Annotated in this window: 22 protein-coding genes; 11 read left to right on the top strand and 11 right to left on the bottom strand. The window is 50.3% G+C overall.

Going from position 1 to position 21,752, the window contains the following annotated elements; translation table 11 throughout:
* The first annotated feature begins 23 nt into the window (after positions 1-23).
* From Pan161_RS02865 to Pan161_RS02840, 8 genes are all read left to right on the top strand, one after another.
* Positions 24-542 (top strand): hypothetical protein, encoded by a 519-nt coding sequence (locus Pan161_RS02865; protein WP_145224093.1) that lies wholly within the window; start codon positions 24-26, stop codon positions 540-542.
* Positions 543-670: 128 nt separating this feature from the next.
* Positions 671-1,123: a hypothetical protein gene (locus Pan161_RS02860; RefSeq protein WP_145224092.1), complete on the top strand. Its 453-nt coding sequence runs from the start codon at positions 671-673 to the stop codon at positions 1,121-1,123.
* 41 nt (positions 1,124-1,164) lie between these two features.
* Positions 1,165-1,839 (top strand): hypothetical protein, encoded by a 675-nt coding sequence (locus Pan161_RS02855; protein ID WP_145224091.1) that lies wholly within the window; start codon positions 1,165-1,167, stop codon positions 1,837-1,839.
* A 113-nt stretch (positions 1,840-1,952) separates the two neighbouring features.
* Positions 1,953-2,084 (top strand): hypothetical protein, encoded by a 132-nt coding sequence (locus Pan161_RS31195; RefSeq protein ID WP_261342939.1) that lies wholly within the window; start codon positions 1,953-1,955, stop codon positions 2,082-2,084.
* An 81-nt stretch (positions 2,085-2,165) separates the two neighbouring features.
* Positions 2,166-2,300: a hypothetical protein gene (locus tag Pan161_RS31190; protein WP_261342938.1), complete on the top strand. Its 135-nt coding sequence runs from the start codon at positions 2,166-2,168 to the stop codon at positions 2,298-2,300.
* Entirely contained in the window at positions 2,284-2,916 is a 633-nt protein-coding gene (locus tag Pan161_RS02850; protein WP_145224090.1) for an SMI1/KNR4 family protein, read from the top strand. Before Pan161_RS31190 ends, Pan161_RS02850 begins: the two co-directional genes overlap by 17 nt.
* Before the next feature lie 126 nt (positions 2,917-3,042).
* The gene (locus Pan161_RS02845; RefSeq protein ID WP_145224089.1) at positions 3,043-3,300 is read left to right on the top strand and encodes a hypothetical protein; all 258 of its coding nucleotides are present in this window, start codon (positions 3,043-3,045) and stop codon (positions 3,298-3,300) included.
* Between the two features lie 148 nt (positions 3,301-3,448).
* On the top strand, positions 3,449-4,786 hold the full coding sequence (locus Pan161_RS02840; RefSeq protein WP_145224088.1) for an anti-phage deoxyguanosine triphosphatase: 1,338 nt from the start codon (positions 3,449-3,451) through the stop codon (positions 4,784-4,786).
* A gap of 50 nt (positions 4,787-4,836) precedes the next feature.
* On the opposite strand, the gene Pan161_RS02835 is transcribed toward Pan161_RS02840, so the two are convergent.
* Positions 4,837-5,634 (bottom strand): DUF2071 domain-containing protein, encoded by a 798-nt coding sequence (locus tag Pan161_RS02835; protein ID WP_197995668.1) that lies wholly within the window; start codon positions 5,632-5,634, stop codon positions 4,837-4,839.
* 274 nt (positions 5,635-5,908) lie between these two features.
* On the opposite strand from Pan161_RS02835, the gene Pan161_RS02830 reads away from it, so the two are divergent.
* From Pan161_RS02830 to Pan161_RS02820, 3 genes are all read left to right on the top strand, one after another.
* Positions 5,909-6,157, top strand: a complete 249-nt coding sequence (locus Pan161_RS02830; protein ID WP_145224086.1) for a hypothetical protein — start codon at positions 5,909-5,911, stop codon at positions 6,155-6,157.
* A gap of 78 nt (positions 6,158-6,235) precedes the next feature.
* Positions 6,236-6,484: a hypothetical protein gene (locus Pan161_RS02825; RefSeq protein ID WP_145224085.1), complete on the top strand. Its 249-nt coding sequence runs from the start codon at positions 6,236-6,238 to the stop codon at positions 6,482-6,484.
* Between the two features lie 452 nt (positions 6,485-6,936).
* Positions 6,937-7,137: a cold-shock protein gene (locus Pan161_RS02820; RefSeq protein WP_002646585.1), complete on the top strand. Its 201-nt coding sequence runs from the start codon at positions 6,937-6,939 to the stop codon at positions 7,135-7,137.
* A gap of 263 nt (positions 7,138-7,400) precedes the next feature.
* On the opposite strand, the gene Pan161_RS02815 is transcribed toward Pan161_RS02820, so the two are convergent.
* From Pan161_RS02815 to Pan161_RS02770, 10 genes are all read right to left on the bottom strand, one after another.
* Positions 7,401-8,756, bottom strand: coding sequence for a purple acid phosphatase family protein (locus Pan161_RS02815; RefSeq protein WP_145224084.1), 1,356 nt, complete (start codon positions 8,754-8,756; stop codon positions 7,401-7,403).
* A 167-nt stretch (positions 8,757-8,923) separates the two neighbouring features.
* Positions 8,924-10,363 (bottom strand): DUF1501 domain-containing protein, encoded by a 1,440-nt coding sequence (locus tag Pan161_RS02810; protein WP_145224083.1) that lies wholly within the window; start codon positions 10,361-10,363, stop codon positions 8,924-8,926.
* 15 nt (positions 10,364-10,378) lie between these two features.
* Positions 10,379-13,240, bottom strand: coding sequence for a DUF1553 domain-containing protein (locus Pan161_RS02805; RefSeq protein WP_145224082.1), 2,862 nt, complete (start codon positions 13,238-13,240; stop codon positions 10,379-10,381).
* Positions 13,241-13,539: 299 nt separating this feature from the next.
* A complete protein-coding gene (locus Pan161_RS02800; protein WP_145224081.1) occupies positions 13,540-14,055 on the bottom strand; it encodes a hypothetical protein in 516 nt (171 codons plus the stop codon).
* Between the two features lie 78 nt (positions 14,056-14,133).
* Positions 14,134-15,432: a DUF1501 domain-containing protein gene (locus Pan161_RS02795; protein ID WP_145224080.1), complete on the bottom strand. Its 1,299-nt coding sequence runs from the start codon at positions 15,430-15,432 to the stop codon at positions 14,134-14,136.
* 96 nt (positions 15,433-15,528) lie between these two features.
* The gene (locus Pan161_RS02790; RefSeq protein WP_145224079.1) at positions 15,529-18,258 is read right to left on the bottom strand and encodes a DUF1549 domain-containing protein; all 2,730 of its coding nucleotides are present in this window, start codon (positions 18,256-18,258) and stop codon (positions 15,529-15,531) included.
* Between the two features lie 66 nt (positions 18,259-18,324).
* On the bottom strand, positions 18,325-19,008 hold the full coding sequence (locus Pan161_RS02785) for a hypothetical protein (protein ID WP_145224078.1): 684 nt from the start codon (positions 19,006-19,008) through the stop codon (positions 18,325-18,327).
* A 4-nt stretch (positions 19,009-19,012) separates the two neighbouring features.
* On the bottom strand, positions 19,013-19,564 hold the full coding sequence (locus Pan161_RS02780; protein WP_145224077.1) for an anti-sigma factor: 552 nt from the start codon (positions 19,562-19,564) through the stop codon (positions 19,013-19,015).
* Between the two features lie 41 nt (positions 19,565-19,605).
* Positions 19,606-20,133: an RNA polymerase sigma factor gene (locus tag Pan161_RS02775; protein WP_145224076.1), complete on the bottom strand. Its 528-nt coding sequence runs from the start codon at positions 20,131-20,133 to the stop codon at positions 19,606-19,608.
* Between the two features lie 324 nt (positions 20,134-20,457).
* Positions 20,458-21,498, bottom strand: coding sequence for an alpha/beta hydrolase (locus Pan161_RS02770; protein WP_145224075.1), 1,041 nt, complete (start codon positions 21,496-21,498; stop codon positions 20,458-20,460).
* Positions 21,499-21,752: the final 254 nt, after the last annotated feature.

The raw sequence follows: 21,752 nt of genomic DNA, 5'->3' as shown, positions 1-21,752 counted from the left end.
TCTGACAGGAAATGGAGTTCCCATTGAAATTAACAATCTTGCTCATTCTCAGCTTTTTCAGCACCTGTGTAACGGCGGCAGCCGAGGATCTCTATCTGCTGCGCCTGGACGCAGTCGGTTATGACAAATCTTCCGAGGAGCCCCCTCAGGAGGAGGTTATGCAAAGTATCGAAGTGGTAGCGCGCCTCGATGAGCTGTTTCACAGTAAAGTCAAAACCGGTCCTGAGACGCAAATGCTGTCGGGAAAATTCTATGCTGAGGAAGGGGAATTAAAAGTCCGCCTGCACTATCGGCGACTGGTTAATGTGGGGACTGTTGTACCCGTTGCCATTGACAGCGAGGGGACCGTCATCACTGAACCGGTACTGGATCGAAGCGAGATACAGACGACCGTTGATCTGGAAGTCGACCAGTCAACTTCGGTGGGTGGGTTTGAAACAGACTCAATCAGAACACAGGGATCGACTACGACCAGCTCCAAGTCGAAAGTGAACTATCAGCTGTTTCTCTCCCGCTACGAACCTCCAGCGGAAAAACGTTGATTGCTGCCCCCTATCTGATATGATTCAGGGAGAGAAAACAGATTCAATCGACACGCGGTTCGATCAGAGGAACAGTTTCTTTCATAACGATTTGACAGGCGATCGATGCCTGGCCTCGGGAGACAGACATGAGTGATTTAAGCAGAAGAGAGGCAGTCAAACTGGTCGCAGGCCTCGGAATCGGAATGGGGACACTGGCGGCACAAGATGCAGCAGGCGCGGAGACCACTCAAGCGGAAGACAAAATGCTGCAGGATGCCCTCGCGAACCCTTCCCGTTTTATGTTTACCGCCCAGCGGACTTTCAAGACGAATTCACCCGGATACCGTCTGATCTTTACTTCCGCCGTACGCAAACCGACTGATCCCAAGGAAGGAGTGAGTATGCTGCCCGCTTCGATGCGGATCTTTCGCGCCAACGCCGATCAGGACGAATTTACCCGCAAAGGGGGGCTCTACTGGAAGTGTGACAAAGAGGCAGGACAGATCCAGTTCAGGAATCCGGGTGGATTGATCATGGTTGTTTACGATCAGGATGGCACCGTCAACTGCTACTCTCTGTTTTATGACGTGCGCTGCTGAATCCTTTTTTAGAGCCCCCTCTCATAACGGGAAGACAGACGATGATCGATCGCGAAAGGCGCAACCAGCTGGCGGCACTGATACGCCGCTACCTGGAGGGAAAAGCGGATGCTTCTGATTTCGAAAAGTGTGAGTATGAAAATTACAAGTCAGATGACCCAGCACTTTATTTTGTTGCTGAGGAACTCCCGCTTCAACTGGAGAACGATGCGAACGCCCTCACAAAACAGAAGTGGGATTATATTCAACGCCTGCTTCTGCTGCTGGAGTCCAATTCAACAGTTCTTTGGAAAGCTTCCCCTTACCGACTCTGGACACAGCCTGTCGCCGAGGTGCTGTTAGTTATCTGTCTAGTCATCGCACTGTTAACCGGTTTCACATTTCATTTATTCCTGTACTTTATCCCGATAGGGCTCGCATCCATTCTGCTGGCTTTTCTTCAGTCACCCAGTTCAGAAGTCCGGCCTTTCGAAGAGATTGTCAAACCCTTTCACTCCATTGCCGACCTCGGCATTGCTTACGAGTCGACAAACTTCGTCAAGCAACGCTATCCCGCTCCTGCAAAGTACAGGAATCATAGTTCCTTTCTCGGATTTCTCGGAGCCGATGTATCATTAGTGCTCTTTTTTCTGTTCTTGATATGTATGCCTGCATTCACGTTATTACTCCTGTGCTTTCCTGAATCTAACTGCGACATTAAAGTCCAGCCGGCGTAAAAATAATCAGGTTAAAATGCCTACGACGGGATCGAGAGCTGTGTCGGATTTGATTGACTGGATTGTGTAGTAATACGTACACAAATAACGAACAAAACATCAGGGAAGGGAAAATGAAAACACAATATGCAATCCTGTTTTTAATGGCCCTGCTCCTACCAGGTGCTGTCTCCTGCCGTTCTGAGCCAGGCATCAAAGCGCAACTCGAATCGCTGGAATATCAGACAACTGTCTTAGAGGAATAGATCGAAAATATCACAAAGGTCATTTCAGAGCGCGATCAAAAGGTCCTGGATCTGTTAACTGCGGATCAGAAACAGCTGGCATTGGCCGTCGATGCGCTGAAAGATGAAGATACCGAGGCGGCAAAAATCATAAAGGCAGTCATAGAGGACCAGCAGAAAATGCGGGATGAGATCAGCAGGCGGTTGAAAGAAAAAGAAAATGGAACCGATGAGTAGCCCGTTTGAATCTGAAATCCGAGCAGCGGTTGAGTTGATGCAGAACCGGGGCGTTCACTTCGGACCGGGCCTGACGGATCAGGAAGTAGAACAGATAGAAACGACGTTTGGTTTCTGTTTTCCACCCGATCTTCGGGCGTTTCTGCAAATCGCTTTGCCGGTTTCCCTGAAGACAGCAGGGAATCGACAACCCTTCCCCGACTGGCGAGCAGGAAATCAAAGTGATCTGCAAAAGCGATTCGACGGGCCCTGGGAGGGGATGGTCTTTGATATCGAACAGAATGCGTTCTGGCTGGACGAATGGGGAATAAAACCAGATGAGCTCCAGGATGCGATTGATATAGCACATCGGTATGTGTCACAGGCTCCCACATTGATTCCCGTCTATAGTCACCGCTACATACCCGCGACTCCTTCCGAAGCCGGTAATCCCATCTTTTCGGTGCATCAGACCGACATCATCTATTATGGTCAGAATCTGTGGGATTATATCGAGCAGGAGTTCGGTGAGCACGAAGAAGGCTGGTATGCGGGGGAACGTTATGCCGAATTTACAGAAGCACAATATTTCGCTGCGCATCGGAATATCCCCTTCTGGAGCAGGCTCGTTTCGTAAGCTTCGTGGCCTGTTCTATGAGTGAAATCATTCTCTGCCTGCGCGGAAAGCAGAGATTACTCTTACCTGATTTTCAGAATTAGTTAAACTATCTGCCTGATCAGCAACTCTAAAGGGAATCCGAACATGTCCACACATCACCAAACGAAAGTCATCAGCATTCTGCGCTCGCTTTGTTGTATGTTGGGTTTGTTTGTGGTGATTTATGTACTCAGCGTGGGACCGGTAATTGCCATTTTCAGTTATTCCGATGGTTATATGTCCCCCGATCAGATTCGGCTCGTCAATTTTCTCTACGCACCGCTCAGCTGGCCCGTCGAGTGCAGTGCCTCGTATCGAAGTCTGTTCCAGTCTTACGTTGATCTCTGGTTAAGGCTGATCTGACTACACTGATTCCCCTTCCCCCAAAAAAAACAGTGATCGGCCCCCTGTTCCGGCCATGCTTCTGATTTACGCCGGATGTGTGTATAATCCTGCACCGTGCTGACATAACAAGACCACAAATTCACAGGAAAACCGCTTCAGGGCTACGATGGAAGATCACTGGATATTACGCAGACGCGAGGACGAAGAAGGCCACCCGCGAAAAACGTTTAACGATCCCGACTCGGAAAACTTTGAGTCACAGTTCCTGCGCGACAAAGCCCGGATTATTCATTCGTCCGCGTTTCGCCGCCTGCAGTCCAAAACGCAGGTCTTTTCTCTGGGCGACAGTGACTTCTACCGCACGCGTCTTACGCATTCCCTCGAAGTGGCTCAGATCGGCGCCAGTATTGCCTCGCACCTGCGGTTCTCGTCGCCTCAGAAACAGCTTTCGAACCTGATCCCCTCCAGCAGTCTGATCGAAGCGATCTGTCTGGCGCACGATCTGGGACACCCCCCTTATGGGCATGGCGGTGAATATTCACTGAATAAGCACATGCACAAAGATGGCGGCTTCGAAGGCAACGGACAGACCCTGCGCATTGTCTGCCGCCTGGGAGAATTTTCCGATCATCATGGCCTGGATCTCACCAGACGAACCCTGCTGGGATTGTTAAAATATCCCGCCACCCATTCGCAGGTGGCCAATTATGAAAAACTGCAGAACCACAGCGACGATTCTCCCTCGAAGCTTTCGCTCTATCGTCCCCCCAAATGCATTCACGATGATGACGCCGATCTCCTGGAATGGATTCTGCAGCCCTTCTCCGACAGTGACAAAGCGATTCTCTCAGAGATCAAGACAAAGCCAGGCGGCCATGCGAAAACGGTCCGCAAGTCATTCGATACATCGATCATGGAACTGGCAGACGATATCGCGTATGGCGTACATGACCTCGAAGATGCCATCGCACTCGGACTCGTGTCGCAGAAGATCTGGGATGCCGAAGTCATGGAGCAGATTCAGTCGTTTGAAGACTCTTACCTGGCGGATGTCGTCACCCGTTATACGGAAAAACTGTTTTCCGGTTCCCATAAACAATTAAAGCACGGCATCAGTAATGTCGTCGGCGGACTGATTCGCGATACCGAAATCCGGGATCTGCAATCGGGCAATCATGAGTTGATCCGTTATAATGCCTGCCTCAAAGCCGACTCGGCTGCCATTCTTGATATCCTCAAAACATTCGTGCTCAAACATGTGATCCGTCAGCGTCAGAACCAGATTCTGGAAATCAAAGGCCAGATGATTGTCGATAAACTGTTCGAGGCCCTGCTCGAAAATCCAGAACGACTGTTGAAGCCGGACGAGTATGAGCTTTATAAAACATCTAACTCGAAACGGGTCCTGTCTGACTATGTCTCGGGGATGACCGACCTGTACGCCAGTCGCCTCTACAGCAGCCTGTTTCTGCCCCAGTCCGGGTCATTATTTGATCAGTTCTGAATTCGGAGCAGACATACTTGTGTGTGATGCTGTGAGTCAGCAGTTCCAGTTCACCGCATCGTTGATTTCACACGATGCGGCGGCAGATAGATCGTGAAGTCGGTCTGGTGCTGCATCAGAACGCTGTGTACATGGAGTGCCTCACCCGGTTCAGCCAGACCCAGTGTTGTGAGCAGATCGAAGCGGGCAGATTTCACGCTGCCGACGGTCGTCTGCAAACGGTCGTGCCAGATGGAATAGGAGCCGAGCTGGCCATCCCGCCGATAAAAAAAGCCTTTCCGTGGATGCGTCAGCAGTACCAGACCCGATTCCAGATCGTCAAAGCCGGTGAGCTGCGTCGGCGGCTGGCCTGTATCGGTCAGTTCTACTTCCGCGTCGGCCCAACTGTTCGTGGCCTGCATGCGATAGGTCGTGTAACGTTGTAACGTGTTATCGAAGACACAATCGAATTCAATGTGAGCGCGATGCCAGGGAAGTTTCCAGAAAAATCGCGGGACAGAAACAGTCCAGGAAGCAAGCGACGTTCCAAAGAACCAGGCAATGTGTTCGCCGGTTTCAGTATCTGTCGCATACATTCGATAGTTCGTCTGCCCGAACCGCCACTTGAGCCACGGGATGTGGGCGAAGCGAAAGTCCTGATCGACGAAAGGCACCACAGACACCAGCGCCCATTCCTGGCCATCGACGTAAATGAGATCAAGTTCAAAGCGGGGATGCAGCTGCAGGCGGGCGACTTCAGGATCCACCAGACAGGTGATGATGGCGAAGTGGGCCAGCGTCGTATCGACGTCTATCCCCCGGGGAGGCTGACGGGTCAGCAGGTCCTCACTGAATACTAATGGTTCCATATTCAATATTCCGCAGGGGCAATATGTGTGGGAAAGTCTCAAATTGCCTGATAGAAACTGTAGCAGCTGGTTCCTGGTTTGTCGAATGATCCCAGACGACTTCGATCGATGAGAAAGAATCATTGTGATCTTATATGATAAGGAAACCGGCATGATGACGGAAAGCAGTTGTCGCAGGTTGTCGCTGAATATCGAGAATTGTGATATCTTTCTGAAGCAGGACCGCTAAAATAATCAGATACGTTTCGATTGTTCTTGTCTGGAGAAATCCTGCATGTCCGAGAACGGGAAATTGAAAATACTGCGATCATGCGGCTCATTGATGATTATTTTACTGGTGATCTATGTCATGAGTTTCGGACCGGTACTGGTCTTTCTGGAAGACCAATACGGACAAGTGCCCCGTGTGTATCATGCGCGGCTGGAAATGTTCTACGCACCTGTGATTGGGACACTGGACAGAAGCGATTTATTCGCAAGGTTCTATACTGAGTATTACGAGCTCATTCGTTTCAGGAAATGAAACTCGGTAATCCCGGGAGAATCATTCCCTGCACGAATCCAGTTCCGCTGTTTCTGTTTTATTGAGGAGTCAGGATCTGTGAAAATCAGTCATGAACTCACCAGGAAAATCATTCGTCGCTGCGGTTACAGTATCGCTATCCTGCTGGCACTCTATCTGCTGAGTGTGGGACCAGTCATCGCGGTTTGTCGACAGTTTGCCGCCAGTCCTGTCGGGCCGTCCCCTGCCATGTATTATATCGGTATGTTTTACACGCCCCTGTTTGAAGTACCGATGTTGGTGCCGATCGTGGAATTTTACATCGGACTCTGGGAGAAAATCATCTGATGTATCAATACAGGATAGAGAGAATCATGCCGGGATTTCGCCATCTGGCCTCTGCTGGGGAAATGTTTCAACTTCAAATAGACCAGCAGGATCAACCAGTAGTTCGGTAAATAGGGGTCCCTGCGAAAATCTTCTCATTTTTATGCCTGTCTGGTGGTTCTGGACAGTACTTATGGGACTGTCAGAAATAGGCTAAAGCAGTTTAGTCGAACTTTACAAAAAAACAGTACCAAGTATAATGAACCTGTCATGATAGTATGACGAGCAGAGACAAGGTGTAGAATAACCTCCTTCGGGTCGTTCATCTCTTCCCGCTCCATTGTGCGTAGCTGGCCTACTACGTAAGTATCCGCTTCGATTTTTGTAGCTTTATCTGCTTTCATTATTTGACCATCGCGGGCTCTGTATGTGAGCTGTCGTGTGTCACCGGTTTATTTGGTTGGAGAGCAGAAATGCCACAAGGTAAGATTAAGAGAATTGTTTCAGATCGCGGATTCGGGTTCATTGAAGGCGAACGGGGCGACCTGTTTTTTCATTATTCTGAAGTACAGGGTGTGACACTCGAAGAACTTCAGGAAGGTCAGATGGTCGAATACGAAGTCGGTCAGGGTCGTAAAGGTCCCTGTGCGACAGGCGTGAAAGTCGTCGACTAGACTGTGTCCAGTTTTACTGTAGCGTCTCCAGGGCCATTTGGACCGAGTATACTAGTGGAGTGTCATTTTTAAAACTTGGGTTGATAGATATCACGAGAGTGCGACAGCGGAGCACGTAAACAACGTCCCCCAACCCTCAATTTGTAGCTTGACAAAGCACTAGATTGAGAGACGCTATGGTTAAATGTGATACTCATTAGGTATCGACTACTGGACTGAAAAGCCAAAACGCCCGGATTTCTTCCGGGCGTTTTTTTATTGATTCAATCTTTTTTCGTAGAGCCTGTCCGTTCCGGCGTATCGGGAATCTGATTGATCAGCTTATTCGGCCCCCCCACGCGAGAATTCTTTCGCAGCGTAAACGCATCGTACAGGGTGCCTGTTGCAGTAAATGCCTGGTAGCGAATTTCTTTCGGCTCAACTGTTATCACCTGGTAGAGCTGGGTTTCAGCCGCCCGTCTTAAAAATTCATTCTTTGCCTTGAGCTCATACATTTTGGGTCCACTCACCGAGACAGCATAGACTGTTCCTCCAGCCGATTGATGCGATGCCTTGCGTTTGGTGTTGCGCTGTAGTTTTAATCCCGTGCGACCATAAGAGTGGTCGTGCCCCTGCAGCACCAGGTCGACTTGATATTTGTCATAGAGCGGCTGCCAGTGCTTGCGAAGTTCCGGGTTGTCCCGCCCTTCACTGACGGAATTAATGGGGTGGTGATGTGTGATGATCGTCCAGCGGTTTGGGTTTTCTTTGAGGACGGTTTCCAGCCATTTGGCCTGTGCCTCAATGTCGTCCATCGAGTTCAGGCCAATGAAGCGTATTCCCTGGAAGTCGAGATAATAAACAGTCTCTTCCAGACCTCCAGGACCGTTCTCCGGAAATTCAAACCGCTGTCGCCAGCGTCGTGCCAGATGTTTTTTAGCCCTCTTCTTTTCCGCAGCTGTCGGGTTCACCCGGTTGATGTCATACTCATGATTCCCCGGGATAGCCATATTAGTCAGCATCCCGTTAATCCAGCCTCCCGAATAATTCCATCCCCCCCATTCTTCATCTTTATTACCGCGATTAACCAGATCTCCCGCATGCAGCAGAAAACGGGCTTCGGGAGCGGTGAGTACCGCCTGTCGGATCACGCGTGACCAGAGCGATTTGATCTGATTCTGTGCATCGCCGAAGTAGATAAAGGTAATCGGGTCGTCTTGATCACTCAAGGTGCGAAACTGCATCCACTCACTCCAGATGTCATCAGCACCGACCCGGTAGGCATAAAGTGTGTCCGGTTTGAGGTCGGTAAATGTGATTGCATGAAAATGACAGTCCCCCAGATCTGTTTTCAACTGACTGGTTTCCGCCTTGAGCTGACGCGCTGTTTTGACAAAGTCCGGCCCTGCTTCAGCGACGGCGATTTCTCCATAACATTTAGTAACGGAAGTGTCGGTTCGCCAGGTGACTGATTGAGTATGAGCGGGGTCCTGTTTCCATGTCAGCATGATTCGGTCTGGAACGGGAGTTGGCTGATAAATCTGTGCGCCCGGTTCCTTAGCATAGGTTATATTTTGAGCTGGCAAAGTGAAGCCGAGCAGAATGAGTGTGAGAAACAGGATACAGGAGTGGTGGGACATGGTGTGCCTTGGACTGTGAAACAGCGAGTATGAATACTGTAGAATGGCAGGAGCCTGACGGTGATTGTCAGTCTGGTTATATCGCGCAGGGATATGACAGATTAAGTCTACGGACTGCGGATGTGGCTGATTTCATCGAATCTTCATTGAGAGTGACAGCAATTGCTTCAGGAAAATAGTTCTGAAACAACGCGGCCTTCCACATCGGTCAGCCGGAAATCCCGGCCGGCGTGGCGATAGGTTAATCGCTCGTGGTCAATGCCCAGCAGATGCAGCAGCGTGGCGTGCATGTCATGCATGTGCACCTTGTTTTCGACTGCTTCGTGGCCAAATTCATCGGTCGCGCCATACGAGAAACCAGCTTTGACGCCCGCACCACACAGGAAGTGTGTGAAGCCTTTGGGGTTATGGTCGCGGCCGTCAACACCCTGCTTGAATGGATTACGACCGAACTCCCCGCCCCACCAGATCAGTGTGTCTTCCAGCAGACCACGCTGCTTCATATCCTGGATTAATCCGGCGACTGGCTTGTCGCTTGCTTTCGCATGAATTTCGTGTTTCTGGATTTTACTGTGCTGGTCCCAGCGGGGTGTATTGCCATTGTCGGCGTAATTCACCTGGATGTAGCGCGTTCCGGCTTCTGCCATGCGACGGGCCAACAGGCACTGGCGTCCAAAATCATCGGTTTCTGGCTGTCCGATACCATACAGATCAAATGTGGCCTTTGATTCTCCCGACAGATCAGTCAGACCCGGTGCATGCTGCTGCATTCGGAATGCCAGTTCAAAAGAACTAACGACTGCCGCCAGCTCGTCATCGTCCTGGTTGGACTGCAACTGGCTCTGGTTGAGTGACTGCAGCAGCTTCAACTGCTGACGCTGCCTGGCGAGTGACCACTGTTGATTTTTGACATTATTAAAGCGGGCTTCTTTCGCCGGTTGAGCAGCGCGTCCCAGTGCGGTTCCCTGGTAATGGGAAGGCAGAAACGCGTTTGAATAATTGCGGGGGCCGCCGTTCGAGGAAGAAGGAGAAATGGTTATGAAACCGGGAATGTTCTCGTTCTCGGTTCCCAGTCCGTAAGTGACCCATGAACCCACCGAGGGCATAATCAGATTGGTTGTCCCCGTATGCAGAAACAGTGTACTCGGACCATGCGCTACGCCGTTGGTGTGCATGCTGTGCACGAAGCACAGATCGTCCACCTGTTTGCCGATTTCCGGAAACAGATCGGAGACCCAGTGACCGGTTTCACCGTACTGGCGGAATTTCCAGAGGGACTGCATGACCTTTTCTTTGCCATAGCCGCCTGTCTTGGCGATCTTGCGGGAATCCTTGAACTCCAGTTCTTCCCCATCCTTACTGGCCAGCAGCGGTTTATAGTCGAAGGTATCAACCTGACTGGGACCGCCTTGCATGAAGATAAAGATGATCCGTTTGGCGCGGGGGGGAAACATCGGCTCCTGGGGTGCCAGTGGATTCTGATGGGAGACAGAAGGACTGTTCGCGCGAGCGGAATTCAACATTCCATTGAGCGCCAGGGAACCAAAACCACAGGCTGAGGTGGCCAGTAACTGACGTCGGGTAACGGGTTGATGTTGTGGGAACATGGAAACACTCCAGGTTTATTTAATATAGCGAAAATCGATGCAGGCAATAATCGTCTGACAACAGGCGGTCCAGCGTTCCAGTTCGGTTACAGTATCCTGCGGTCCGGTTTGATTCAGGAAGGAAGCGGTATTGTTTTTTTCCGCCTCGCTGGGGAGTCGTCCCAGTGACATGCGAAACAGGGCATTGATGCGGGCCGACTCATCATCGGGATATTTTTCCAGCAACCGCTCAGCCGTATTCCGTGCCTGTTCCAGCACAAACGGGTTGTTCATCAGGTACAACGCCTGAGTGGAAAGTGTGCTGGTGTTTCGTCGTCCCACCGACAGATTCGGGTCGGGGAAATCAAAGATCGCCAGCAGCTCATGCAGACGGTTTCGAAAGACCGGGACATAGACGCTGCGAAACTGATTATGGAACTGGTAACCGTATTCTGATTTGGTATCCGGACGTATGGTCTGATCATGTTGTGACAGATCCAGTTTTCCACTGACGAACAGGATCGTATCGCGGATCGCTTCCGCATCCAGGCGGCGATGATTCTGGTGTGATAACAGCCGGTTGTTCGGATCTTGTTCGCGCTGTTTCACAGTAGAGCTGCTGGAAAGCTGATACGTTTTCGAAAGCACAATCTCGCGAATCATGGCTTTGGTCGACCAGCCGTTTTCGATCAGTTTCAAAGCCAGGTGATCCAGCAGTTCCGGATGAGAAGGCGTCTCGCCACGAAAACCAAAGTTATCAACCGTGCGTACCAGACCGGAACCGAACAGGTGATGCCAGATCCGATTGACATACACGCGGGCCGTCAGCGGGTTCTGAGGATCGGTGATCCAGCGGGCCAGTTCCCTGCGACCACTGGCATCAGCGGGTATGGAGGGGGATTTTGATGTTTGCGCTACGGTGATGAATCCACGGGGGACCTGTTTGCCCGGGTGATGGACGTCACCGCGAATCAACACGTGATAATCGGCTGGTTCGTCCTGCTCATCGACTGACATGATCTCGGGAACTGCGGGAGGAGCCGTTTTCTTGTGTTGTTCCATTTCCGTCTTAAGGTCGACGAGCTGATGTTTGGTTTCTTTAATCTTCAGCAGCGTCTGTTTGTACTCCGAGACCGCGGACTGCTGTTGATTCGTGTCAGTCGAATCGACGGGAGCAGAAATAAAGCGGATGGCATCGACAATCACATAGCCGTCAGTCCCTTCGTTGGAAACGATGATTTCATCGCCTTTCGTACCCGAGAATTCAAACTCGCCGACAGAAGCGAAAGCACCGTCGGTGGGCTGGATACGCTGATTCAGATAAACGGTCTGTTCCCCTTTGGGAGTTTTAATCGTAATTGGGACGCGGGAAGCCCGCGATTCAGCCGAATTGTAGGCCAACTGGACATCGTAGCGACCGGACTTGAGCTTGCGGGGCGAAAACTTCACCAGCTTTTTCCCTTTGGCAGTATGCTGGTCGTGAATGTAACCTTTGCCGATATAGTCTTTATAAAAAGTGGATTCTTTCCAGTCGCCAATCAGAATGGCGGAGGAATCATCCAAAGTGATGGTATTCAGGTTTTTGCGCAGCAGCTTGAGTTCATCCTGCTTTGATTTAATCTGTGAATCCAGGCTGGCCAGGGTTTGATGATAGGCATCGTACTTCATCTTCTCAGGAGTCGGCAGCGGTAGCGGGCGTTTGGTCCAGCCAGAGACATTGCCAGGGGTCAGCATTTTTGTACTGCGAAAAATTCCCGCCAGCGCGTAATAGTCGGAAGCAGGGATGGGGTCGAATTTGTGATCGTGGCAGCGTGCACAGCCCAGGGTCATCGAGAGAAAGGCTCTGCCGACGGTCTGAATCTGTTCGTCGATCACATCCATTCGCAACTGTTCTTTATCCTGCTGTTCATAGTTCGTGGGGCCCAACAGCAGAAAGGCAGTGGCCACCAGTTGTTCGCGCTCTTGCTGATAGTCTTTCGCATCGAGCAGGTCACCGGCGATCTGCTCGGTGATGAATTGATCGTAAGGTTTATCTGAGTTGAACGAATCGATGACGTAGTTTCGATACCGCCAGGCAGAATCATACAGCAGTGATCGACCGCCTCCCGTGGACTGAGAATAGCGGGCGATATCCAGCCAGTAACGTCCCCAACGTTCGCCGAAATGCGGTGATGCCAGCAGTTCGTCTACCAGCTTTTCCGTTGCGGCGGGACTCGGATCTTTCAGATAGCGATCTATTTGAGCGGGGGTCGGAGGCAGACCGGTCAGATCGTAATACAATCGACGAACCAGCGTGGTGCGCGAAGCGGTCGCAGAGGGTTTGAGTTTCTGCTGTTCCTGACGTGCTCGAATCAATCGATCAATGTCGGTTTCATTCCAGTCCGCATCGGTGACAGTGGGGACAGGATGGTCAGTGATTGGGCGAAACGCCCAGAATTGTTTTCCTGCTTCGATGTCAATGCTCTGTTTGACGATCTTGCTTTCGCCATCCCGGGGATCCGGGGCCCCCATTGTGATCCAGGTTTCAAAGTCGGCAATAATTTCCGGAGACAGTTTTCCGGAAGGCGGCATCTCAAAACTTTCGAACCGCAGTGATTCCAGTAGCAGACTATCCTCAGTTTTTCCAGGTTCCAGAGCAGCTCCGGAATCGCCGCCCTTCAGGAGGCCGGCACGTGTATCAAGCAAGAGACCGCCGCGAATGGATTTGGAATCGGCGGCGTGGCATTCATAACAGTGTTTGATCAGGACCGGGCGAATCTTCGATTCGAAAAATTCAATTCCCTTATCACTCACGTTCCCGGCAGCTTCTGCGCTCCAGGCAGGTGACAGCAGGCCTGACATGATCAGTATCAAAACTGGTATTCGTATCAGGCAGGCTTTTGGTTCAGTCCGCAACATTCACCCTGCTCCTCACTCGGTTTGGGGATGATCCTTCACTTCGTACATTTATCGGAATTGAATCAACTAATGTTTATATCAGGATTTGTGACGGAAAACAACTCTTTTTCTGCCAGGAAAGGCCATCAAACCAGCTCTGTTTCTGAACTTACGCCGTTTGAATCGATTTTATCGAGCCCGATTCAGACAGAACAAAAAAATACCCCCGATTCAGAAAATTGAACCGGGGGGGAAACGCAAATGGCTGCGTGGCCTGCAAATTCATTCAGCGCAGAAAATCAACAGATCTGACCCGGAGATCAGCTGTTCTTCTTTTTGTTTTTCTTGCCACCTTTGCCAGGTTTTTTGATTTTTGCAAACTGATCGGCGGTTAATACGCCTTCCAGTTTACCGGTGACTTCACCGTTCAATTTACGAATGTCTCCGGTGACTGCTTTCATCTGTTTTTCCTGATCATCAGTCAGATTCAGAGCTGAGCTGACTGCTTCACGAAGTTCTTTGCCTTTTTTGCCTGCGTCCTTGGCTTCCTTCATTGCGGCACGACGTGCTTTAATCTGATCTGCTGTCAGAATCTCTCGATTCTTTTTCTGCAGTGCAGCGAACTGTGGTGTGTACTCTTTTTTGAGTGCTTCCACTTTTTCTTTCTGCTCCGCATTCAGTTCGATCGTTTCAGGTAATTTCAAAGCCTGAATCGTGACGTTCGCCTGCTTTTTGTTGCCTTTTTTCTTTTTGGCACCTTTCTCTGCTGCATCGACAGATGCAACACACGCCATGATTAAAGCTACAGCCACAAGCGCTTTCGATACTTTCAACATTCTCATTCCCCCTCAGGAAATAACAGTTAATGCCAGACATCCAACAAGGATATTGGCGGGAAGTGCCACAGTCAGGTTTTAAGCGAACAACTTGTTAATCACCTCACCGTCACGCACGATAGTAATCGGTCGGCCGGTGTTGGTGTGATATTCTTTGGTAAAATCGATGCCCAGGTTATGGTAGAAAGAAGCGGCGACGTCATCGGGAGAGAATCCATCTCCCGCTGGTTCTGTTCCGTTGGCCGTACTCTTACCGAGTACCTGTCCGCCTTTGACCTGACCACCGGCCATCAGCATAAACATGCAGCGTGGATAGTGATCACGTCCGCCACGCTGTGTATTGATTTTGGGAGTACGTCCGAACTCGCCTGTCACATAGACGGCGGTCGACTCCAGTAAGCCTTTTTCAGCCAGCCCGTTGAACAGAGCAGACAGCCCTTCATCGAACGGAGGCAACTGACGGTTTTCCAGGGCATCCCAGTTTTTGTTGTGTGTGTCCCAACCCCCCATGGAGACGGTCACAAACCGCACGCCGGACTCTACCAGACGCGAAGCCAAAAGGCAGCTCTGGCCAAAGCTCGATTCGCCAAACGGTTTGACAAAATGGGGTGATTCTTTGGAAACATCAAATGCATCACGGGCTCTTTTTGAAGTGATAATCGATTGAGCCTGCTGACCGAATCGATCCAGACCTTCAATCAGCTGTGAGTTCTTTTCCAGACTGCTGAATTTCTGGTCGATCTCCCGCAACAGTGATTCACGGCGTTCGATATTTTCGATGGTGAGTCCGGAACGCAGCGAGATCCCCCGTACGTTAAACGCCTGGCCAGGACGAGGAGTCGCGCCTGTGTTTAAAGGGGCATATTTGACACCCAAAAATCCCGGTTTTTGAGTCGAATTCGGAATCGAAACATACGGAGGCAGATTATCCGGACCGGGATATTCTTTGGTAAAGACGGCCCCATAACCAGGATATTCCAGGGAAGGCAAAGGGCGACTGCCTGTGTTGACATAAGAACGACCCAGTGCATGCGCGGCGACGGAGTGTGAGACGCCGCGGAGCAGAGCGAACTTATCCATGCAGGCGGCCAGTTTCGGCAGATGCTCGGAGATTTCGATTCCGTTGACATTGGTTTTAATGGGTTTGAATTCCCCACGGTATTCACTGGATGATTCCGGTTTGAGGTCAAACGTATCCATATGAGAAGGACCACCGGATAGTTCGATGAAGATCGCCGATTTGGCTTTTTCCGGTTTCGCCTGTCCGGCATCCACCATTCGCAGGTAAGAAGAGAGGGTCAAGCCAGTGAAGCCAAGTGTGCCGATTTTCAGAAAATCGCGGCGCTTTACTCCATCGCATGTCATAGATACGGCCATGGGAATTCCTTTCACATTGTGATGCCTGAATATGATACTCAGGCGAAAGTTGTTTGGTGATACAGTTGATAATCGCTGTTGATTCAATATTTATATTTAGTGATTGAGCATGAATTCCTTCGTGTTAATCACTGCCCAGATCAGGTCATACAGACCATCAATTTTATTCTCAGAGTCACCCAGATATTTTTGGGCAGAAGCGATTTCCTCTTCTGTCGGATAACGGCTCAGGCTTCTCAGGTAAGTGTTGGTAATGATCTCTTCTGATTTCTCAGCGGAGATTGGTTCTTCAAACGTCTGGAGCCTGGCAGGAGTATTGCCGGCTTTGCTGGCCATCTGCCGCACTTTTCGCATATTCTCATTCAGTTCCTTGAATCGTTTTTGAGCCTGCTGGAGTTTCTTCTTGTCATCCTGTTTTCTCAGCTGGGCAACACGCTGTTTTGCCACTTTGGCCTGTTCCTGAAGTTTCTCCAGACGATTACCCATCTGCTCTTTCTGAGCATTCGGTTTCTGTACGGCACCCAGTTGCTGCCCGACCTGGAACAACCAGCTGCTGTTGGTACGGTTGATAGCGGAGTACACGTCATTGTCGTTTTTGATATACATTGTCTGTAACAGGCTGGGGTCGACCGAACGATCACAGTCGCAGTTGTTTTCACGTGTGGAACGTCCGAAGATGGTCAACGCGTACTGCTGATCCCGCATGGCCCGGTTGCGGGTTCCCGAGGCAGCAATCGCGATCGCACGATCACTCAGGCTGTTTTTCATACTATCGATCGCATCATCAGAAGCAGTTGCCTGGTGAATGGCATCGTACAGAACTTCTGCCGGCAGACGATGAGGAATGTAGTGGCTGAAGTTGACTTCATCCTGTTCGTTGGTTTTATTGGTCTGCCAGCTGCGCTGGTACGTGTCGCTATTCGTAATTTCACGATGCAACCATTTCATGTCGAAATCGCGACGAATGAATTCGCGTGACAGATAATCCAGCAGTGGACCGTTGCTGGGCGGATTGGCCAGGTTCAAGTCGTCGGCCGGCTCAATGATACCACGATTAAAATATGAGGCCCAGACGCGGTTGACGAAGGCTTTCGCGAAGTACGGATTGTCTTCACGACGTAACCATTCCATCAGAGCAGTACGTGGATCGTCCAGTTCATTGATCTGAACCACTTCGGCCCCCAGGAGCTTGGCCGTATCAGGAGTCTGAGCGTTACGCCTTCTCTTATTCTGATTCTTCTTGTTTTTGTTGTTCTTATTCACAGGACGTGCTTTAGGTACATACACTTCCATGAAAGGTACATCTTTACCTTTTTTGACTTCTTTGCTCAATTCGCGGAGCAGCTGGTTACCACGCAGTTTGTCGGCACCAATTTCATCCACCATTGCATTGTATTCATTCTTTGATTCCGGATTAACGCCGAAATTCACCCGTGTGAAGAAACCACGGAACTGTTTGAAATCGTTCTGGGTCCATTGGTCAAACGGATGTTTGTGACACTGGGCACACTGAATCCGGATTCCCAGGAAGGTATAAGCGAAGCCCAGCACGCGGTCATCGGGGTTCCGCAGGTCACGCCGCGCCCAGTAATAAGGCATGTGATCACGGTCCGTAATGTCTGTTCCTGGCTTGTCCTGATAAATGGCATTGATGTTTTTTGTGAACTCTTCGAAGCTTTCACCCTTTTCCCGGCTGGTGGCCAGCAGGATACCTTCGGTAATTTTGTCGTAGCCTGCGTTGTTGGCGACACGTTTCTTAACCCAGTCGTACCAGTCCTGGCTGGGACGCTCGCGGACGGGAGAGACGTTGACGAGGTCGTCGTAGTTATTCTGAGTGAAGTCACACAGCTTAGTTGCCCACCAGGCAGCATAGCCGGGGCTTTCCAGCAGCTCATCGATTTTTTGCGAGCGTTTGTCAGGCGAGGTATTTTTCAGAAAGGCTTCGATTTCATGAGGTGCGGGGAGTGTACCGGAAATGTCCAGGCTGACACGACGCAGGAATTCCGCATCATCACATTTGTCAGCGGGCACCATACCCAGTTTCTGCAATTTGTTGACCACATGTTTGTCGACTGCTGTGGCAGCGGCGATTTTGGGATATTTATCGCCATATTGTTCGGAGACAGGCTGCAGAACTGGAACCGGAATCACGCCGGCATCGTAGAAGGCAACCACATGGGTGTCTCCTGGTTTGGCAGCAGTGACGAGACCCGCTTCGGAAATCGTCGCGATCTGTTCGTTGTTGGTCTGGAAGCGACAGAGGGGAGTCACATCTTCCCGAGTTCCGTCAGACCAGACTGCGATTGCGTTTAAGGAAACGGTTTCCCCTTCTTTTTTGAACTGAATTGTATTGGGGGTGACAATCAGTTGTTCAAATTTCGGTGCTGCTTTCGGTACGCCATTAGCGCCTGCTTTCACCCAGCTCAACAGCAGGCGATGCTGCCAGCTGTCTTTCTCGAAGCGTTTGCCCCCTTCGTGTTCAATTTCGTTTAACGGCTTCTGAATGATCAGACTTTCAGCCGCGTTTTTCAAATTGATGCGTTCTGCGTCTTTATCAGTCAACTGCTGGTGATCCATGGTGAAATCGTAGCCGAACAGAGAGAGGCGGAAGTCGCCTTTACCCTGGAAGGAACCATGGCAGGCACGACCGTTGCAGCCCAGTTTGCCCAGCAGCGGGACAACATGTTGCTGAAACTGAGGGACTTCGGTACTGGCCGGATCAGAGAATCGCTGATTGACCGGCTGTTTGACGTCGGCCTGGTCTGCTGCTTCGGTCGTTGCGGACAACGAGATGACGGCCAGAAAGGAGAATAAACAACTTGTCATCCGAATTGATTTCATATCACACCTTGCATTAAAGACGACGTTTAAGTCTGTCAAAGAGTAATCCGTTTACTTTTGTTTCTTATTCGACTGACCCGATTTTTTGATACTGCGATTGATTTTGGTCAACTCGGAATCAACGAGCTTGTCGTGGTTCTGTTCGATATCGGCGATGGATTTTTTCAGTTTCTGCACACGTTTTTCAGCCATGGCTTTTTCGTGCTTTAACAGTTCCAGTTGCAGGTCCATTCTCTGTTTCAGTAGTGTTTTTAATTCTGATTGATCATCGCCGCTGCCCATGATCGAAACGCGGGCAGCCAACAGTCGAATGCGGGAATCCACTTCCCAGCGTTCCAGAGTCAGGCGGTAGCGATCGCCGTCCCGTTTCTTGAACCGGTCCAGTTTCGTAAGAGTTGTATCCAGGTCGCGAACGGCACGCTTGTATTCACGTGGTTTATGTTTTTTTAATCGCTGGATCAGGTCCGCCAGTTCCGGATGATGTGTGCGCGCAAATTCGATCGCCAGTTTTTCCCGTTTTGCGTTGAGTGAATTGGATGCTTTCTGCTCTTTTTCAGGGCTGGCTTTTGGTGTGTCAGCCTGTTTTGCTTTGGTGGAGTCTCGAGAGATGTTGACGGTCTCCCCTTTCGCTCCGTTTTGCGCAGAGACAGGGGCAGGCAGCAGCAGGCAACTGACACTGAGGAGTAACAGCAGCAGGCGCGAGTACGTATCAGATTTTTGAGGGCTTGATACCATGGATTCAGTTCACACTTTCATCCGGGAGAGAGACGGCTGTATAAAGCCAGTCTGGGATTTCGAGCGAATGGCTTTCAGCCAGCGTCGTTTGCTGGTCCAGTGCGTCGCTGGATTCCGTCACAGTATTCTGGGAAATCAGATGATTCTCTTCTGCAGACTCAGACCAGAGGTTCAGCAGATGTTCCAGATCTTCCTCGGAAGCATCGGTCAAAGATGGCTGTGAAACCAGTTCTGATTCTGGAGCCTGGGTTTCCGGCAACAGAGAGATTGTGAGGAACAGCATCGCCGCGACAGAGCAACTGATCACAATCCATTTCAGCGACCGACGGGGAACAACAGACTGTACCCGGGGAGTCACAGTGGCGGGCATGGATTCTATGACATGTAAGCCTGCCATTAATTGTGTGGCGTGTGCCAAAGCTTCACGTGCCGACTGGTTCTCTGCCAGCAGTGATTCAAACTGGAGAGAATCATCGGCGGAGAGTTCGTTGGTGATATACTGGAAAGCGATCCAGTTCAGATCACGGTCAGCAGATTCAGGTTTAGATTGATTCATAATCATGGTCTTGGCAAGTAGCGGTGAGATATAGATCCGAGTTAGTCAGAAGGATTATCAAGCCGACTTGAAAGTGATTTAATGGCGAGTCTCATCCGCGTCAGCACAGTTCCCAAAGGGATTTCCAGGTCCTGTGAAATTTCGTTAAACGTCTTATTCTCATAAATCCGGGCTTTCACCACCGCCTGTTGTGATTCAGGGAGTTGAGTGAGTGCCAGTCGGATCTGTTCAACATTTTCGTCGTCCAGCAACCGTTGATCTGGTGAATCGGTCGAGAAAAACTTCGTCGTCTGTCCCAGTTGATTCAATGATTTCTTCTGTATTTTATTCCGACGGATCAGTCCCATCGCTGCATGGTAGGCCACTCGAAACAACCAGCCCTTGCGGGTCTCTTCTTTCGAGGTGCCCCCGGATTCCAGGGCTTTTGAAAACGTCAGCTGCAATACTTCATCAACCAGATCGTGGTTGCGTAATAAACCCAGTAAAAAAGCGCGCAATTCGCCTGCATGGTCTTCAAATAATTGATGGACGAGCTCGGGGGCGAGTTTGCCATCGTTTCCGGTGGCCAATTTCTACTCCCGTTTGATAACAAAACCACGGCTTTTAGTAATTCTGATGCACGAGCAGTCGGATTTATTTTCAGAAAGCGGAGGGTTTTTAAAAATATTCCGAGAGGGATGGAAATCGCGTAAGTCTCTATTTTGCAGGAGAGTACAGACATTTCAGTATGTCGGCTGCCGGGAAATCCTCAATCAGAATATACTTCTGAGAGCTAAGATGCAAAATAAATTCCAGATCCGGAAGCGGATTGGGAGAGACTTCCTGTTCCAGAATGTGGACGTAAAGACAGTTTCTCTTCCAGATTGCAGCAGCTCAGGGTTCAGGAAGAGATATTATGGGTTCTGGAAGTAGATGGCGGGAACAATCGTTTCCGCGATTTCCGGATGGCTGTAGTAATTCGGAAACATGTGCCCTGCTCCGACACATTCTGAGACATCAATATCATGGACTCGATTGACGTCAGCCCCCAAGGCCCTTCTGTCCAGGTAAGTGAATCCCGTTCGGGCCAGCGCCCGGCGGGAGATGGGGGCGAGGATCGGGTAAAACAGCAGGATCCGGTCTTTGTGGTTTCGTAAATTGATCAGACAGTCGGTACAGTTCAGGCCGCAGCCATATCGATCGCCCGGATTTAACCAGTTGTGATTGATGGCAGCGGCTGCGAAGACAATTCGAAAATGACGACACCGACAACAGATGTGAATGCCGCAATCCTGCAACGAGACGCCTTGCACGCTACCTCCGCCAATCAGATGCATGGCGGAAGCAACCGTGCGGGCTCCATGACTGTGTCCCAGCATACTGATCTGGTGATGTTCGGGAAGTTTCGCAATCAGTCTCGTCAAATAATGCCCATTATACTCTGCGCGTTTCCCCAGTATATTAACATCAATGGGGATGATCCTGGTCTTCATCTCATCACTGGGCCAGGTAAAGAAAATCACGTTTAACGGCATCTGCGGTGCGGCACTTCGCAACCAGAGATAGGTATTGTAAGAATCGTTCAGCACACTGTCCCAGTCGACGAAGCTGCCATGAACCATGATACAGATGGGGGCTTCCGGGTGAATCGACTGGACCAGACTCTCCATCGACTGCTCTGTAACACTGCCCACTGAGTTGGAGTGATACACGTCAAACTCGCAGCAGGGACAACAGCATTTACTTTTTTGAATACAGCAACGACTGCTGACAACCCAGTAGTTGATCTCGGGAACACAACTGACGCAGTCGGGTGTATTGAGACACTCTGCAGCAGGGGTATCGCATGCGGGTGCGGGAGGTACAGACTGGGCATAACCTGGTGTGATAAACAACAGCAGGCAGCAGAAAGTAAGGACTTTGAGCTGCATGAATTGAGATTGTAATAAATTCATTGGCCTGATTTATTGAATTCAATGGATGAGTGTTGGGGGGGCACCTTTTCTCACATGCAGCGCGCACTTCCTGTTCGGTCGTACGATCAGCGCTTGAAATTGATATCGGTATTCTTCTGAACCGATAAGCGCGATTTAATACAATCTCCGGTTTTATTGATTGTTGCGAGGAATTATTCAGAGATTTCCGACAATGCCAATGTTTTGTTAAAGCTGGCTGGGTAGAGGTCTCGGGATGAGAGGTGGGAGATCAA

Source organism: Gimesia algae (assembly GCF_007746795.1).
Classification (GTDB): Bacteria; Planctomycetota; Planctomycetia; order Planctomycetales; family Planctomycetaceae; genus Gimesia; species Gimesia algae.
This window is presented reverse-complemented; position numbering and strand designations above follow the sequence as displayed.

Excerpts from the sequence above, each read along its gene's own strand:
- Pan161_RS02860 (WP_145224092.1), top strand. The coding sequence starts at position 671 with ATGAGTGATTTAAGCAGAAGAGAGGCAGTCAAACTGGTCGCAGGCCTC.
- Pan161_RS02855 (WP_145224091.1), top strand. The coding sequence starts at position 1,165 with ATGATCGATCGCGAAAGGCGCAACCAGCTGGCGGCACTGATACGCCGC.
- Pan161_RS31195 (WP_261342939.1), top strand. The coding sequence starts at position 1,953 with ATGAAAACACAATATGCAATCCTGTTTTTAATGGCCCTGCTCCTACCA.
- Pan161_RS02850 (WP_145224090.1), top strand. The coding sequence starts at position 2,284 with ATGGAACCGATGAGTAGCCCGTTTGAATCTGAAATCCGAGCAGCGGTT.
- Pan161_RS02845 (WP_145224089.1), top strand. The coding sequence starts at position 3,043 with ATGTCCACACATCACCAAACGAAAGTCATCAGCATTCTGCGCTCGCTT.
- Pan161_RS02840 (WP_145224088.1), top strand. The coding sequence starts at position 3,449 with ATGGAAGATCACTGGATATTACGCAGACGCGAGGACGAAGAAGGCCAC.
- Pan161_RS02835 (WP_197995668.1), bottom strand. The coding sequence starts at position 5,634 with ATGGAACCATTAGTATTCAGTGAGGACCTGCTGACCCGTCAGCCTCCC.
- Pan161_RS02830 (WP_145224086.1), top strand. The coding sequence starts at position 5,909 with ATGTCCGAGAACGGGAAATTGAAAATACTGCGATCATGCGGCTCATTG.
- Pan161_RS02820 (WP_002646585.1), top strand. The coding sequence starts at position 6,937 with ATGCCACAAGGTAAGATTAAGAGAATTGTTTCAGATCGCGGATTCGGG.
- Pan161_RS02815 (WP_145224084.1), bottom strand. The coding sequence starts at position 8,756 with ATGTCCCACCACTCCTGTATCCTGTTTCTCACACTCATTCTGCTCGGC.
- Pan161_RS02810 (WP_145224083.1), bottom strand. The coding sequence starts at position 10,363 with ATGTTCCCACAACATCAACCCGTTACCCGACGTCAGTTACTGGCCACC.
- Pan161_RS02805 (WP_145224082.1), bottom strand. The coding sequence starts at position 13,240 with ATGTTGCGGACTGAACCAAAAGCCTGCCTGATACGAATACCAGTTTTG.
- Pan161_RS02800 (WP_145224081.1), bottom strand. The coding sequence starts at position 14,055 with ATGTTGAAAGTATCGAAAGCGCTTGTGGCTGTAGCTTTAATCATGGCG.
- Pan161_RS02795 (WP_145224080.1), bottom strand. The coding sequence starts at position 15,432 with ATGGCCGTATCTATGACATGCGATGGAGTAAAGCGCCGCGATTTTCTG.
- Pan161_RS02790 (WP_145224079.1), bottom strand. The coding sequence starts at position 18,258 with ATGACAAGTTGTTTATTCTCCTTTCTGGCCGTCATCTCGTTGTCCGCA.
- Pan161_RS02785 (WP_145224078.1), bottom strand. The coding sequence starts at position 19,008 with ATGGTATCAAGCCCTCAAAAATCTGATACGTACTCGCGCCTGCTGCTG.
- Pan161_RS02780 (WP_145224077.1), bottom strand. The coding sequence starts at position 19,564 with ATGAATCAATCTAAACCTGAATCTGCTGACCGTGATCTGAACTGGATC.
- Pan161_RS02770 (WP_145224075.1), bottom strand. The coding sequence starts at position 21,498 with ATGAATTTATTACAATCTCAATTCATGCAGCTCAAAGTCCTTACTTTC.